The sequence below is a fragment of the Dyadobacter subterraneus genome, from assembly GCF_015221875.1.
Lineage (GTDB): Bacteria > Bacteroidota > Bacteroidia > Cytophagales > Spirosomataceae > Dyadobacter > Dyadobacter subterraneus.
In genome coordinates this window covers 1,568,506-1,584,498 of sequence record NZ_JACYGY010000002.1, presented here as the reverse complement: position 1 = coordinate 1,584,498, position 15,993 = coordinate 1,568,506, and the positions used below count along the sequence as shown (strand labels likewise).

Annotated in this window: 10 protein-coding genes; 6 read left to right on the top strand and 4 right to left on the bottom strand. The window is 40.6% G+C overall.

Going from position 1 to position 15,993, the window contains the following annotated elements:
- Positions 1 to 21: 21 nt before the first annotated feature.
- The 4 genes from IEE83_RS32150 to IEE83_RS32135 all read right to left on the bottom strand — a co-directional run bounded on the left by IEE83_RS32150 (position 22) and on the right by IEE83_RS32135 (position 7,820).
- The gene (locus IEE83_RS32150) at positions 22 to 1,503 is read right to left on the bottom strand and encodes an arylsulfatase (protein ID WP_194124791.1); all 1,482 of its coding nucleotides are present in this window, start codon (positions 1,501 to 1,503) and stop codon (positions 22 to 24) included.
- A 131-nt stretch (positions 1,504 to 1,634) separates the two neighbouring features.
- Positions 1,635 to 3,086, bottom strand: coding sequence for a sulfatase family protein (locus tag IEE83_RS32145; RefSeq protein ID WP_194124790.1), 1,452 nt, complete (start codon positions 3,084 to 3,086; stop codon positions 1,635 to 1,637).
- Between the two features lie 3 nt (positions 3,087 to 3,089).
- The gene (locus IEE83_RS32140; RefSeq protein ID WP_194124789.1) at positions 3,090 to 4,682 is read right to left on the bottom strand and encodes a RagB/SusD family nutrient uptake outer membrane protein; all 1,593 of its coding nucleotides are present in this window, start codon (positions 4,680 to 4,682) and stop codon (positions 3,090 to 3,092) included.
- Between the two features lie 30 nt (positions 4,683 to 4,712).
- Positions 4,713 to 7,820 carry a SusC/RagA family TonB-linked outer membrane protein gene (locus tag IEE83_RS32135; protein ID WP_194124788.1) on the bottom strand — a complete coding sequence of 1,036 codons (3,108 nt, stop codon included), beginning with the start codon at positions 7,818 to 7,820 and terminating at the stop codon, positions 4,713 to 4,715.
- Positions 7,821 to 8,398: 578 nt separating this feature from the next.
- Between IEE83_RS32135 and IEE83_RS32130 the strand changes: the two genes are divergently transcribed.
- From IEE83_RS32130 to IEE83_RS32105, 6 genes are all read left to right on the top strand, one after another.
- Positions 8,399 to 9,466 carry a LacI family DNA-binding transcriptional regulator gene (locus tag IEE83_RS32130; protein WP_194124787.1) on the top strand — a complete coding sequence of 356 codons (1,068 nt, stop codon included), beginning with the start codon at positions 8,399 to 8,401 and terminating at the stop codon, positions 9,464 to 9,466.
- A gap of 179 nt (positions 9,467 to 9,645) precedes the next feature.
- Positions 9,646 to 10,644, top strand: coding sequence for a Gfo/Idh/MocA family protein (locus IEE83_RS32125; protein WP_194124880.1), 999 nt, complete (start codon positions 9,646 to 9,648; stop codon positions 10,642 to 10,644).
- A 50-nt stretch (positions 10,645 to 10,694) separates the two neighbouring features.
- On the top strand, positions 10,695 to 12,089 hold the full coding sequence (locus tag IEE83_RS32120) for a Gfo/Idh/MocA family protein (RefSeq protein WP_194124786.1): 1,395 nt from the start codon (positions 10,695 to 10,697) through the stop codon (positions 12,087 to 12,089).
- 172 nt (positions 12,090 to 12,261) lie between these two features.
- Complete coding sequence (locus IEE83_RS32115) at positions 12,262 to 13,584, top strand: sugar MFS transporter (protein WP_194124785.1); 1,323 nt, start codon at positions 12,262 to 12,264, stop codon at positions 13,582 to 13,584.
- 302 nt (positions 13,585 to 13,886) lie between these two features.
- Entirely contained in the window at positions 13,887 to 15,092 is a 1,206-nt protein-coding gene (nagA, locus tag IEE83_RS32110) for an N-acetylglucosamine-6-phosphate deacetylase (protein WP_194124784.1), read from the top strand.
- A 90-nt stretch (positions 15,093 to 15,182) separates the two neighbouring features.
- Complete coding sequence (locus IEE83_RS32105; RefSeq protein WP_194124783.1) at positions 15,183 to 15,953, top strand: glucosamine-6-phosphate deaminase; 771 nt, start codon at positions 15,183 to 15,185, stop codon at positions 15,951 to 15,953.
- Positions 15,954 to 15,993 lie beyond the last annotated feature (40 nt).

Here is a 15,993-nt window from a genome sequence, read left to right as displayed (position 1 = left end):
GTCCATTGCGTTTAGGAAAACTTAAAACTTGGGATCAATAAATTCCCATTCCTTAACAGTCGCATTCAAATGTTCTTTCTTCACAATCGCATCCAGTTTTGAAATAATTTCCGGATGTTTTGAAGCAACATCTGTTGTTTCTTTTTCATCAGAACGCATATCGTACAATTCCCAGGCAGCATTTTTATTTTTTCGAATACCGCTTTTCACAGCTTTGAAATCAGCAAAGCGAATGGCTATTTCTCCTGACTTTTCACCAAATTCAAAGTACAAGTATTCACGTGTTTTGGGTTTTCCTTTTCCGGTTAAAACAGGTAGTAATGAAATCCCATCCGAAGGAGGCGCAGTAATTCCTGCGATATCTGCGAAAGTAGAAAACATATCATATTGAACAGAAACAAAATCCGTCGTAGTACCGGCAGCGATTTTTCCCGGCCATCTGGCGATAAACGGCTCACGGATTCCGCCTTCGTAAATATCCATTTTCAGACCTCGCAAACCGGCCACGCTGTTGAAGAAATTCGCATCCGTTCCGCCATTAAATGTGGTTCCATTATCACTTGAAAACATAATGATCGTGTTTTCATCCAGTCCCAGTGCTTTCACCTGCTCCATAACTTTCCCCACCTGCTTATCCAGGTAAGTGATCATGGCAGCATACGTTGCATGCGGATATTTTGTGGATGCGTAATTCTTTTCTCCGTAGTAAGGTTTCTCCTCAAATTGCCCGATGTATTCTTTTACTGCCTCATCCGGAACCTGTAATGACGCATGCGGGATTGTCATTGGTAGATATAAGAAAAAGAATTCTTTTTGGTGATCACTGATAAATTTCTGCGCTTTATCTGCAATTTTATCAATAGCATATTCATTCCCTATAAAATAATTAAAAGCACTATCTGGCGCATCGGCAGACAATTTTCTGTGTACGTCAATGACCGGATTATTTAGTTTGTCCCATTTGCCATTTTCCCATAAATGCGTCGGATAATAATTGTGAGCCTGTTTTTGATCGAGATATCCGTAGAAATAATCAAACCCCTGCTTGTTCGGATCACCGGTTGTATTGTTCATTCCCAAACCCCATTTCCCGAACGCACCTGTAATATAACCTGCGTTTTTCAAAACTTTTGCTATCGTTAATGTTCCTTCGGGAAGCGGCATTTGTCCGCCTTCTTTATCATCGGCAAAACCGCCCATTTCATAATTTCCGCGAATAAAAGAATGTCCGCCGTGCCGACCAGTTAGCAGCATGCAACGCGCCGGAGCGCAAACGGGCGTGCTTGTGTAATGTTTTGTGAAACGGATTCCCTCTTTGGCAAGCTTGTCAAGATTTGGTGTTTTTATCTTTTTCTGACCGTAAGCACCAAGTTCACCATAACCTAAGTCATCGGCATAAATGTAAATGATATTCGGTTTTCTGGCTGGTTTTTGGGCGAAGGAATTTGTGATAAAAAAAGGTAGTGTTGTAAAAAACAAAATGAAAAATCTGTATTGTTTCATAACCTAGTTGGGTTTAGATTTTAATTTTTCAGCCCGAGTGAAAAGCAAAAGAAGTCAAGTATTGGACACCTGACTTCTTTCAGCTTTTTTTTCCTTTATAAGGCATCATCAACTAATGATATCAGCTTGTTTTATTTCTCAATTTTTCCGCCCGGTCTTCTGTTTTTTCCGGTTTTCTTATGCAAATCATCGCCTAAATCTTCTCTTGCAGCATCTGCAATTTTTTCAAGTTCCGCTACAATTTCAGGGTTTTGAGAATAAACATCATAACGCTCACCCGGGTCACGACCCAGATTGTAAAGTGCAACCGGGAAATCATGATTTTCAGGCGCAGGGCCAGGCTGACCGTCTTTTCCTGGCAAAGAACCTTCATAAGTACGTCCCGGATGCGGGAAAACAAGTTTCCAATTGCCCTTACGCACTGCTTCCAGACTGTTTTGACGGTAATAATAAAGGAAATTTTCTCTTGGCGTTTTGCTGTCATCACCTTTCAGCAAATCAACAAATTCAATTCCGTCAATTTTTTCTTTGGGAGATTTTGAACCTGTCAATTTAACCAGTGTAGGCAAAATATCAATGTTTGATAAAAGTTTGTTTGACACTCTTCCCGCAGGCACCACACCTGGCCAGCGGATAATCGCCGGAACACGTTGACCGCCTTCAAATGAAGTCCCTTTTCCTTCACGGAATCCACCTGACGAACCTGCATGGTCACCATAATTCAGCCACGGACCATTATCGCTGGTGAAGATCACAATCGTGTTATCATCTAAACCTTGCGCTTTCAATTCTTTCATGATCTCTCCTACCGACCAATCCAGTTCTGTCAGCACGTCTCCAAAAATTCCACGTTCACTTTTCCCTTTGAAATTAGCACTTGCAGCCAGGGGAACGTGCGGCATAGGTTCCGGAACATATAGAAAAAATGGCTTTTTCTTATTTTTCTTGATGAAAGAAACAGCGTGTTCCGTAACAGTTCCGGTAATCAGACTTGCGTCATTCAGGTCTTTAATTTCTTTCACCTGCTTATTGCCTTCAATCCAGAAAAGCGGCGGATACTGCGCTTGCTTTTGCCATGGATGGAGTGGCCACATATCGTGAGAATATGGAACGCCATAATATTCGTCAAAACCTTGCTTTAAGGGAAGAAAAATAGAGTCATTTCCTAAATGCCACTTACCGAAAATCCCGGTTGTGTAGCCATTTGCTTTCAATAATTCAGCGATTGTTTCTTCATTTGGATTGAGTCCCAATCCTTGTTTCGGACCAAAAGCGCCGGCAACACCGACACGGTTTGGATAACAACCTGTCAGCAAAGCCGCACGTGATGCGCTGCAAACTGCTTGCGCCGCCATAAAATTGGTAAACCGCGTTCCTTCGGAAGCCAGTTTGTCAATATTTGGCGTTTTGTAACCCAGCGCACCGGTAACCGACAAATCACCATAACCCATATCGTCAATAAAAAACAAAACGATATTGGGTGTTTTTGAAACCGGTTTCGGGGCCATGGCTGCCATAAAAACAGCCAGACCTAAAACAAAACAGGAAACGATAACGAACTTTAATTTTTTAATACTAAGCATATTTTACCAGCCTGGGTTTTGTGTCAATGATGGATTCAAATCTCTTTCTTTTTGCGGAACCGGCCACAAATAATGACGGCTTACATCAAAAGTTTTATTCACCGAAACAACCTGAACAGTTGCCAACGCTCCGCTCGCATCTTTGTAAGTAATACCATAAACTGGTCCCGGAATTACTTTTTCAGCGGTTTTCCAGCGACGGATGTCAAACAAATGCTGACCTTCAAAAGCCAGTTCAACCGTTCTTTCACGACGAACAATTGTACGCAGTTCAGTTTGTGACAATGTGGTTACAGAAGGCTGTTTTACATCGTTTCTACCATTTCTTACCGCGTTAATTGCAGCGAGAACGCTTGCATCGATTTGTCCGGTTTCAATTTTTGCTTCGGCGTAAGTCAGCAAAATCTCTGCATAACGAAGCAAAATAATATTGATTCCGCTATTTACCGGATTCGCATAATCGTCTGCAATAATGTATTTTTTGATATTAAAACCAGTTGTTGAAGCAATGTAAGTACTTCCGACAGCATCCGCAGTTCCGCTTGTTGGCGCCGGTTTGAATGCAATACCGCTTGGCAAAATATCACCATCCAGAAAAACAGAATATTTCAAGCGTGTATCACGGTTCGCGTAAGGTGTTGCAGGATTGTAACCGCTAGCCGCATCCGTAATTAATTTTCCATCCAGCGTTTCGTACATATCAACCAACGCTTTGGTTGGAACATAAGCGCTGCCGCCGTTTTTCTGGCTGTATGGTGCCAAAATGGAGAAAACGTTAATTGGATAAGTATCCTTTATAAATTGTCTGTCAAACAAAACTTCTTTGTTATTTTCAGCGGCATAGGTGAACAACTTTTCGTAAGATTCGTACAAACCGTAAATGCCCAGTTTCATTACTTTATCAGCCGCATCAGCCGCTTTTTGGTAACGACCCGCATACAAATTTGCTCTTGCAGCCAAACCTAATGCAGCGCCCTGGGTTACTCTTCCTTTGTCCGTGGCGGGATAAGTTGTTGGTAAAAGTGCGGCGGCCTCAGTTAATTCCTTATCAATAAAATCCCAGATTGCCGATACCGGTGATTTTACCAAAGCTCTTCCTTCATCAATTGTAATCGAAGAAGTTACCAACGGAACATCGCCATAAAATGCGGCCAGTTTGATATATTGGTAAGCACGTAAAACCTTGGCTTCACCTTTCAGCTGATTGATCAAAGCTGTATTTGTTGACGCTACTTTATCAACATTTTCCAAAAAATAACTCGTCGCCCGAATTCCTCTGTAAGCTCTTCTCCATTCGCCAAGGACTTTTGAGCTTGTTCCGTCATAGGTTCCAAGTTCTATATAAGCCTGCACATCAAAGTTCTGGTTTGTGTGCGCAATGTCCGTCAATGCGTCCCAACTGATAATGTTTGTACTATCCAAATCGGTATACAATCCGTTTACGGCAAGTTTCGCATCCGTTTCAGTTCTCCAAAAAACATCCACAGAAAGGCGGTCGTTCGGGACAGTTTCCAGAAGATCATTGTCGCAGGAAACCAGAGCAATGGTTGAAACCGCCAGCGACAGGATTATATATTTTAATTTATTCGTTTTCATGATTTTCAAGTCAATGGTAATGAGTTACGATCAGAATTGCAGATTCAAACCAGCAGTATACAAGGCAGTTTGCGGATAGTAAACCGCACGTCCGGATGGAGCTTCTGGATCGAGATTCCACTCGTTCAGTTTCGAGATCGTAAAAAGGTTAGTAGCAGAAACGTAGACACGGATTTTGTTCAAATGAATTTTCTGCGTGATCGGCGTTGGTATGTTATAAGCCAATTGTACATTTTTCAAACGCAGATAAGAACCATTCAAAACCAGACGATCAGAAGTTGCTACGTTTCTCAGATCATACTTAACCGGACGAGGGAAACGCGCGTCTGTATGTTCCGGCGTCCAGTAATTGTTTGTATAAATCTCATGCGTAAAACCTTCCTGATTTCCCATTTCAGCCAAAGCACCGGCCAACCGAGAATTCACTTTTGCAGCTCCCTGGAAAATGATATTCAGGTCGAAATTCTTGTAAGAAAGATCTGCGTTGAAGCCGAAAGTATATTTTGGGAAAGAATTTCCGATCGCAGTCATATCATTTGCATCGATTTTTCCGTCGCCGTTCAAATCAACATACTTAACATCTCCCGGTTTTGTATTTGCTGCGTAAGTCGCTTTGTAATCCGTGATTTCCTGTTGTGTCTGGAACAAACCGTCTGTTTTATAACCCCAAAGCGTGTTGATCGGCAAACCTTTTTTGATGATGTAACGAGGATCAATATCGGAACCGGTAATGTATGGACCTGTTCCTTTAAGATCCGTAACCAAATTGGTGTTGATACTTAAATTACCACCCACGCTATATCTGAAACCCGAAGCACTTGGCACACCGCGATAATTGGCACTGAATTCCCAACCTTTATTTTGAACTGAACCTGCATTTTGCGGAGGTGCAGTCAAACCGATTGTGCCCGGAATATCAAGATTCAGCAAAATATCGTTTGTCTGTTTATTGTAATAATCAACGGTCAGGTTTAATCTTTTATGAAGGAAAGCAGCATCCACACCTAAATCAAGCTGCGTGGTAGATTCCCAGCCCAAGTTTGTATTTGCCAAAGTATTCTGACGATAACCCTGAACAGGCGTTCCACCGAAGCTGTAACCATTGGCCGTTAGCGCTGCGTAATAACTGTACAAATCAACCGACTGATTTCCGGTTTTACCATAAGAACCTCTGAATTTCAAATCGTTAACTGTACTTTCCAATCCTTCCCAGAATTTCTCTTTTGAAATTCTCCAACCCGCAGAGAAAGAAGGGAAAAAGCTATATTGTTTTGAACCGGTAAATTTGGAAGAACCGTCATAACGGCCATTTACTTCGAGAAGATATTTACCGTCATAGTCATAATTCACACGGGCGAAAAAGGATCTCAAACCATACTCCGCGTCACGACCGGAATTACTTTTTGTCCCGTCATTTGCACCTTGTCCGATGGATCCGATATCATTATTATAAAAACGCTCACGGTACGCGGACAGAAAAGTTTGGGTATTTCCGATTTGAGAATAACCAACAAGCGCCTTCAAATTATGACTTCCAAAACTTTTCTCGTAAGTCAACAAGTTGTTGATTGTATATTCACGCAACGTGTTACGGATTTCATACAAACTGTTGTTGGCAATTGTTTTTGTGATATTCGTATTCTTATCCGTATTGGTATATGAATTTGTATAGTTTTTCTGCTGCGTATAAGTGCCTCTTCCCGCAAACTGCGTTGAGAAAACAAGTCCATCGGCAAGCTCAAATTCAGCTTTAAGAAAACCCGATAGGTAATCCGTTTTCTGTCTGGATTGTCCCCCGATTTCAAGAAACATTAATGGATTATTTCCCTGCGTGCTTAAGCCATAAGTTCCATCAGGATATTTTGGAACAGCCCAAAGTGATCCGTGGAAAAAGTTATTCAGTGGAGAAATCACATCTCCGGTTGAAGGATCCGTATTGGTTGTCGGATTTTCTGTGCTCGTTGTGCGGTAATTGATATTAGCGCTAACACGCACTCTTTTGGAAACATCATAATCCGTATTTAACCTGAATTCCCCGATTTTATTCCCAAAATTCATAATTACACCTTCCTGATTTTGATAGCGCACACTTAATCTTGTGCGTATCACATCATTACCACCAGCAACAGATAAGCTATGATTTTGCTGAGGCGCAGAACGAAGCAAAGTCTGGAACCAGGTATTTGGCAAAGGATATTTTTCACGATCTGTTGCATTTACATAAGCCTGGATCGATTCCTCTGTGAAACGCGCTGGAATTGCCGAACCAGCGTTGGTGTAAGCAGCTACCTGCTCGCGCATGTAAGCTTCCAATCCCATCATTTTAGGGACATTATTAGATTTTTGGATGGCGTAGTAGCCGTTATAATCAACCTGTATTTTGGATCCTTTTGCTTTTTTTGTCGTGATCAAAACAACACCATTGGTTGCACGCGAACCGTAAATGGCCGTCGATGCAGCATCTTTCAAAATAGAAACGGATTCGATATCGTCAGGATTGATATTAGCTAATTGCTGTTCAATACCGTCAACAATAACAAGCGCATCATTTTTCCCAAGATCATAACCGCTTGTACTGCTTCCATTTATATTAAAAGTTGTAATACCACGAACACGGATTGTAGTATTTGATTTCCCCGGAGCACCGCCCAAATCATTGACAGCAACACCAGGCATCAAACCCTGAAAAGATTGCTGAATATTTGAAACTGGTCTACGGGCAACATCCTCACCTGAAATTGTTGATACAGAATTGGTAAGACTATTTCTCTTTTGTGTTCCGTAACCTACAACGACAACCTCATCAAGTTGCTTCGTATCGGCCGCAAGCTGGATATCAACAATACTTCTTCCCTTCACCGCAGATTCTTGGGTAACGTACCCGATACCGGAAAAAACAAGAATTGCATCCGAAGGAACGCTCAATTCAAATTTTCCGTCGGCATCTGTTGAAGTACCTACCAGCGTATTTTTCACGATAATATTGACACCGGGCAAACCGTTTTTGTCAGTTGTTGATGTTACAGTTCCTTTTACGGTAACGTTCTGTGCAAAAGTCTGTAAGCTGATAAAAATAAAAGCAGATAGAAAAACCCACTCCCGCAGGTTCGGGATTGATTTTGATAGATTTTTTGACATTTTAGGACTTGGTTAAAAAAAATGGGATGGTTTGTGTGAAACCTGGATATAATCAATCATTCAGACCGGTCCAAAAACCGGAAGGCGAAAGCTCAAAACGATAAAAATGATAGTTAGATAATTAAACGCAACAGAAAGTTTGACTAAGCAGAGAAGACGAAAAGAAACCCGGATGGATTATTTCTGATAACGTAAAATTTGAAGTTTTCATAGTACTAAACAGTTTGGTGGTTGTGGGTTGTCGGATTACAAATTAACAGATCTTTCGTCAAGACTATTTAATCTATTAAATTGGTGGACAAAGTAAAGTACATAATTATTAATTAGCAACCGGAGGCAGGCTCATTTGACTTCAATAAATGAAATTTAAATAATTATCATATAAATAATTTGAATTATTTAAATTAAAGTTTTTGACTTAGGAATAATACCTGGCAACTCTGGTAAGACCCGTATCTATTTTGTTATTTACAAAAGGCTGATTACATTGGATTATCGTACTGCCACGATTTTCGTGCCGTCCGGTCAGCAGAAAAAATCTCATTACTCAATCAAACGATCAGCGAATATTTATTTCAATGGAAAAAGATCCGACGTACTTTGGTGTCAAAGAAATTGCCCGCAGAGCAAATGTATCGATTGCAACGGTCGACAGGGTAATTCACAACCGCACAGGTGTTTCGGAAAAGACTAAAAAAAGAATTAACGAAATCATTAAGGAGCTCGACTATCAGCCAAATATTCTGGCGAGCCGGCTGGCTTCGAAAAATATCATTATTCTGGCCGTATTAATTCCAAGAGTTTCGGATGAAACAGATTTCTGGGGTGCGCCGCTTTATGGCATTCAACGGGCTGAAACTGAAATTAAACCTTACGGAATTCAAACCATTACATTTTTCTTTGATCTGAATGATGAAAATTCTTTTGAAGAACAGGCTAATCTGATATTGGAAAAAGGTGTAAACGGCGTGCTGCTATCCCCTTCTTTTATCGCTCCGTCCATAAAATTTACCGAAGAATGCCGGCGACTGAAAATTCCTTTTGTATTTATAGATTCCAATATTCCCGAACAGCATAGTCTGGCCTATATTGGTCCGCATTTATTCAAAAGCGGATATCTCGGGGCGAAATTACTGACCTATCGTAAGGAGACAAAAGGAAAAATTTTAGTCGTAAATATTTCAAAAGAAATAGAAAACTACAATTACCTTCAGATTGAAGAAGGTTTCCGAAGTTACCTTAAAGAGAATCAGTTAAACTTTGAAATAATCCGCGCTGATATTAAAGAGACGGATTACCTTTCAGTAGCCAAAAACCTGACGCAGGTTTTTACTATAAATGAAGATATTGAAGCTATTTTTGTTACCAATTCCAGAGTATTCTCCGTGGCGACTTTTCTGGAAAACAAACATAAAAAAGATATTGCGCTGGTTGGTTATGATTTTTTGAAAGAAAATATTCAGCACCTGAATACCGGAACAATTGATTTTCTGATTTGTCACAAACCGGAAGAACAAGCCTATCGCGCCCTTATGGCTTTGTATCAAACATTAGTGAGAGGACAGCAGGTCGAGAAAACGCAGTATATGACAATTGATATTATCACCCGGGAAAATCAGGAGTTTTATCAAATACTACCCGTTTAAGAATCTGCCGTATTTTTCAATTTTACTTTTTTAAAACAAATAATTATTTAGCCAAAGCAGAATTTTTAATACATTTTTTCAAAAAAGTCAATGTATTTTAATTTTGTTGGTATATTTACGGGTACGTACCCGATTTGTTTTTTACATTTGGACTATTCCTAACCTTTAATACTACAATGATGGATTCTTTTGACCGGAGGCACTTCATTAAAACAGCGGTAATCACTGGCGTTGGTTTGCAATTCGCAGACATTTTGCCAACTTTGGCGCACCAGGCCAATGGTAAAAGAGTCGGAATTATTGGACTAGATACTTCACATAGTACCGCCTTTGCCAAAGCACTCAATGCAGCAAATCCGGATCCGGTTTACGACGGCTATAAGGTTGTCGCTGCTTATCCGCACGGAAGTAAGGACATCGAATCCAGCGTTTCCAGAATTCCGGCTTACACCGAAGAAGTAAAAAAACTGGGCGTGGAAATTGTGGGTTCCATCAAGGATTTACTTTCGAAAGTAGATGTGGTTTTGCTTGAAACAAACGACGGACGACTGCATCTTCAACAGGCTCTGGAAGTTTTTAAAGCTGGCAAAAGAATGTTTATCGACAAGCCGGTGGCTGCGTCGATGAAAGATGTGCTGGCCATATATGACGCTTCAAAAAAATATAATATTCCAATTTTCTCTGCTTCCTCCCTTCGTTACATCAAAGGAATTGAAGCCATTGATAAAAAGAAAGTACTGGGCGCGGATACGTACAGTCCGGCAACTTTGGAAAAAACGCATCCTGATTTTTTCTGGTATGGAATCCATGGTGTTGAAACATTATATACGGTGATGGGAACCGGGTGTAAAAGTGTAAGTCGCGTAAGTACGCCAGATACTGATATTGTTGTCGGTGTATGGGCAGATGGACGAACGGGCACTTTTCGCGGTACTCGTACAGGAAAACATGATTACGGCGGAACGGTATTTACGCAGGACGGAAATAAAATTTTAGGCCCTTACGCCGGATATGAACCGCTTTTGGTTGATATTATTAAATATTTCAAAACTGGTGAAGTACCTGTAACTCCGGAGGAAACCATAGAAATATTCGCTTTTATGGAAGCCGCTGATGAAAGTAAAAGACAGGGTGGAAAAAGTGTTACACTTGAAAGTGTGATGAAAGCCAGTAAATAAAGGGATCAAGATATCTTACTAAGATTATACAAAAACTTAAAGTTTATCCCATGAAAACCAAGGATATATCATCAGTTCAGGATACAAAAACGGAATCAGACAATAATAATTCCCGAAGAGATTTTATTAAGAAAACACTGGCCGGAACGGCGCTTCTTTCTTTTGGCGGCATTCTTCCAGGTTTCAGTGCGAAAAGTTATGCAAAAATAATAGGGGCGAATGAAAAAGTTCGCGTAGGTATCATGGGTGTGAACAGCCGTGGTTTTGCTCTGGCGAGTAATTATGCTTTGCAGCCCAATTGTGAAGTGATTTATATTTCTGATGTAGATTCACGAGCTGCTGCAAAATGTATTGCAAAGGTTGAAGAACTATCCGGTTCCAAACCAAAAAATCAGCCTGATTTCAGAAAAGCGCTTGAAGATAAAGACATGGATGCGCTTGTGGTAGCTGCGCCAGATCACTGGCATGCACCAGCTGCAATTCTTGCTTCCAAGGCTGGAAAACACGTTTATCTTGAAAAACCATGCAGTCATAATCCTCATGAAGGAGAACTTTTGGTAGCAGCTGCTAAAAAATATAAAAACGTAATCCAAATGGGCAACCAGCGCCGTTCCTGGCCAAATGTTGCTTTGGGTGTAAAAGAAGTGATCAACGGAACAATCGGTCGCGCTTATTTTGCCAAAGGCTGGTATACCAACAACCGTGCATCCATCGGAATTGGAAAAGAAGTGGCAGTTCCAACCTGGCTCGACTATGAATTATGGCAGGGACCGGCGACAAGAATGGCTTATAAAGACAATCTTGTCCATTACAACTGGCATTGGCTTTGGAATTGGGGAACAGGAGAAGCCTTGAACAACGGAACGCATATGGTCGACTTAATGCGCTGGGGTTTAGGTGTTGAATATCCAACACACGTTACGTCATCCGGAGGAAGATACCGATACAAAGACGACTGGCAAACGCCTGATACACAAGTTATCAGCTGGGATTTCGGCAATGATAAAGGAATGACCTGGGAAGGCAGAAGCTGCAACGGACGAACCAACGAAGGCGCCAGTGTAGGTGTTGTTTTTTATGGTGAAAAAGGATCAATCCAGATCGAGCCCGGAAATTCATATAAAGTATATGATCTGGAAAATAAACTGGTGAAAGACGTCCAAAACGATTACAAGATCGATGCAAGAAATAAAATGGATCCGTCACAAGCCCTGGACGCAATTCATATCCAGAATTTCTTTGATGGAATTAAAAAAGGAACCGTCGTAAATGCTGAAATCGTAGGCGGTTACCAAAGTACATTACTTTGTCAGCTCGGAAATATCGCTGTCCGTTCCGGCGGTTCACTTGATATAGATCCTACAAACGGTTATATCAAAAATAATAAAGAGGCTATGAAACTATGGAAACGAGAATATGCAAAGGGCTGGGAACCTACGGTTTAGTTTTAATTTAGTTGAAAGCGGCCGCCGCGCGGTTGAAAATTGAAAGTTGAAAGTGATGAGTAAAACCAAATAATGAAATGATTTCGACCTTTTTCTATCCAAGTAATTAAAAAACTCATAATCGGCCAAAGTATTAAAATGAGCAACACTTTCAACTCTCAACTAAAGAAAAATGAGTTCTCAATCCATTGCCATTCCTGCCAGTCAGCTTAGTAAGCGGGATACGACTATTTCGATTTTGATCATCGGTTTGATGTTTTTCATTTTTGGATTTGTTTCCTGGGTCAATTCTATTCTGATTCCTTATTTCAAAATAGCATGTGAACTGACCAGTTTCCAGGCTTATCTGGTGGCTTTTGCTTTTTATATCGCCTATTTCGTCATGTCTGTTCCTTCCTCTTATCTGTTGAAAGCAGTTGGCTTTAAGAAAGGGATGATGATCGGTTTTTGGTGTATGGCAACAGGTGCTTTTATTTTTGTGCCGGCGGCGATGTCCCGGACTTATGAAATTTTCCTCCTTGGGTTGTTTACCATCGGGATTGGTTTGGCGATTTTACAATCTGCGGCAAATCCATACATTACGATTTTAGGAGCAAAAGAACGTGCTGCCCAGCGGATCAGTATGATGGGAATTTGTAACAAAGCGGCCGGAATATTATCTCCGATTGTTTTCGCCGCTGTCATTCTTCGTCCGACTGATACTGCGCTTTTTTCTCAATTAAGTTCTATGACCGATGTAGAGAGAAGCGGCGCGCTGGATGAATTGATCAGGCGTGTTATTAACCCTTATATCGGTCTTGGCAGTTTTCTTTTTGTATTAGGATTTCTGGTTTACAAATCTCCCCTGCCCGATATCGACACGGAGCATGAAAGCGAAGAAATTGCCACAGCAAATGCAGGAAAAACCAGTATTTTCCATTTTCCTCATCTGATTCTGGGTGCTCTGGCAATTTTTCTGCATGTTGGAACACAGGTAATTGCGATCGATACCATCATTGGTTATGCCAATTCGATGGGGATAAATTTATTGGAAGCGAAGGTATTTCCATCTTATACTTTGTTTTGTACAATCTGTGGTTATCTGATCGGGATTTCTTTGATACCAAAATTTATAAGTCAGGTTAACGCTTTAAGAATCTGTACACTTTTCGGCACAGCTTTCACTTTGCTGATCATTTTCACGCACGGACAAATTAATTTCCTTGGTCACTCTACTGATATTTCAATCTGGTTTGTGGTGCTTTTGGGATTGGCTAATTCGTTGGTTTGGGCAGGAATCTGGCCATTAGCTTTGGATGATCTGGGTCGATTTACCAAACTTGGCGCATCAGTTATGATTATGGGATTATGTGGAAATGCAATTATGCCGCTTTTCTATGGCTACATCGCTGATTTATATGATGTGAGGATTGCTTACTGGGTTTTGTTTCCATGTTATCTATATCTGGTTTTCTATGCGATGAAAGGTCATAAAATACGGAAGTGGGCGATTTGATTGGATTCCTTATATCACCCTTTCAGGGTTTTGAGATTTAATACAGACGACTGTCTTCTATAAAAATTCCATCCCTTCGGGATTATAAAAAACAGACAATAACCAAAAACAAAACATTAAAATCCTTGATTGGTTTTATAACTACTAAATTCTGAAGACCAATCCCGAAGGGATGATATTATTATAGAAAAGATACTTTCGAATAATATTTTAACCCTGAAAGGGCGGCCCGCGCAGGGTGACATATGTTGGTCGTCAATCGCTGATTTGATCAACTAAATTGAAATATAAAAACACAAATAATGACCTTTACCAAAATATTCAACGGAAAAATACTGACACCTCACCGCATCATTGATAACGGTTGTGTGATTATTGAAAATGGTATTATCCGTGAAGTCAGTGAAAAGAATATTGAAATTAATGACACCATAGAAATTGACGCTCACGGAAAATATATAGCGCCCGGTTTTATTGATCTCCACATTCATGGTGGTGGCGGAGCAGATTTCATGGACGGAACCGAAGAAGCTTTTTTGACAATCGCTAAAACGCATGCCAAATATGGTACCACTTCCATGGTTCCGACAACGCTAACCAGCGAAAAAGAAGATTTATTAAAGACGCTCGATCTTTATGAAATAGCCAATAAAAACAACAAAAAGGGAGCCCAATTTTTGGGTATGCACCTGGAAGGCCCATACTTCGCTATGGCGCAGCGAGGCGCTCAGGATCCAAGATACATCCGTGATCCAGATCCGGAAGAATATAAGGAAGTACTCGCACACTCCTCCTCCATTACAAGATGGAGCGCCGCACCAGAGTTAAAAGGAGCCATTGATTTTGCAAAATATTTAAAATCAAAGGGTGTTTTAGCAGCTCTTGCACACACGGATGCGATCTACGAAGAAGTACTCGAAGGTTTTGAAAATGGCTATACGCTTGCAACGCATCTATATTCAGGTATGTCGGGCGTTACAAGAAAAAATGCTTTCCGCTACGCAGGTGTAATCGAAAGTGCATTTATTATTGATGCTATGGATGTGGAAATTATAGCAGACGGCATTCATCTGCCTGCTCCGTTATTGAAACTTATCATGAAAATAAAAGGCCCGGATAGAATTGCTTTGATCACAGACGCCATGCGTGCCGCCGGAATGCCGGAAGGTGATAGTGTTTTGGGACCTTTAAAAACTGGTTTGAAAGTAATTGTTGAAGACGGCGTAGCCAAGTTACCCGATCGCTCTTCTTTTGCAGGCAGCGTTGCTACTGCCGACAGACTGGTTAGAAATATGATTAATATGGCTGATGTTTCTTTGTTAGATGCGGTAAAAATGATCACCGTAACACCTGCCAGAATCATGAATGTGCATAATCGAAAAGGCTCACTTACTTCTGATAGAGATGCGGACATTGTGATTTTTGACAAAAATATTAATGTGGAAAAAACAATTGTTGGCGGACGAGTGATATATGACTCGTTAAACGCAGGGTTAGATGAGTTTTAACGCTGAGTTTCGCTGTTTTGAATTTCTTAAATAATGCTGTGTAACTCTGCGAGGCAACTCCTTTTACTCTGCGTTTAAAACCTATATAAAATGAAAGCCGGAAATTTAGAAGTAAAAATATTTGATACGAGACAGGAAATGGGCGCTAGTGCTGCCGAAACGGTGGCTACAAAAATAAGGGAATTGCTTAAAGCCAAAGAATTCATCAATATCATATTTGCCTCTGCTCCTTCTCAAAATGAATTCCTCGCTGTTTTATCAGAAGAAAAGGACATTGCCTGGGAAAGAGTAAATGCCTTTCATATGGATGAATATGTAGGACTTCCCAACGATGCATCACAGAATTTTGGTTATTTTCTCAAAGTCAGACTTTTTGATAAAATCCCGCTTCATTCCATTCATTACCTGAACGGAAATGCAGCTGATATTGAAGAAGAATGTGAACGTTATTCCAAATTGCTTGCCGATTTCCCGACAGATATCGTTTGTCTGGGTATTGGAGAAAATTGTCATCTCGCTTTTAATGATCCGCATGTTGCCTTTTTTGATGATCCGCTTATTGTGAAAAAAGTGAGTCTGGATGACGCTTGTCGCCAGCAACAGGTTAATGATGCCTGTTTTGATTTTTTTGACGAAGTGCCTCAATTTGCGCTTACGATCACCATCCCTGCTTTGCTTAAAGCAACATATGCTTACGCAATTGTTCCCGGTGTTAAAAAGGCAGAAGCAATTCAGCATACCATTGAAGATGAAATAAGTGAAGCATTTCCCTCTACAATTCTGCGTAATCATCCTCAGGCGATTTTATATATTGATAAAGATAGTGCGGGGAGATTGACGGAAACTTCGTCTTATAAATAAATATGGCCGATATTTCTGCGAAAAGATCAGCCAGAATCAT